At 63.5% G+C, this 510-nt stretch carries 1 pseudogene; it reads right to left on the bottom strand.

What is annotated here, in order from left to right:
- A pseudogene (locus U4Y91_RS36605) lies at positions 1 to 471 on the bottom strand (electron transfer flavoprotein subunit alpha/FixB family protein); the annotation flags it as partial.
- Positions 472 to 510 lie beyond the last annotated feature (39 nt).

Here is a 510-nt window from a genome sequence, read left to right on the forward strand (position 1 = left end):
CCGCACCGTGATGACCTTGATCGGATCGATCGACTGCACCGTCGCGATCGCGTTGCCCGCGTAGATCGGACGCTCGAACGTGTCGGCACTGTCGACCGCCGTGATGTCCGAGATCTGCGCGACGTCCAGCTTCGCGGCGATACGCGGCGCGATGTTCTTGCCGTAAGCCGTCGCCGGCGCGAGGATGTGCGAGTAGTTCGACGCGACGGTCAACACCGTCGCTTCAACGTTCTCGGCGAGACCGTCCGCGAGTTGCGGCGCGTCGGCGAGCAGCACTTTAGAAACACCTGCGATCTTCGCTGCTGCATCGGCTGCTGCTTGCGCGTTGTGGCCCGCGACCAGCACGTGGATGTCGCCACCAATCTTCGCTGCCGCTGCCACCGTGTTCAGCGTCGCGGCCTTGATCGACGCATTGCCCCCCAAGGGGGCTTCCTTCGGGGCGTCGCACTCTGCAATCACCAGAATCGTCATTTCTTTCCGCTCCCTCTTACAGCACCTTGGCTTCGGTCT

Origin of the sequence: Burkholderia sp. BCC1993 (assembly GCF_905339865.1) — a bacterium.
Classification (GTDB): domain Bacteria; phylum Pseudomonadota; class Gammaproteobacteria; order Burkholderiales; family Burkholderiaceae; genus Burkholderia.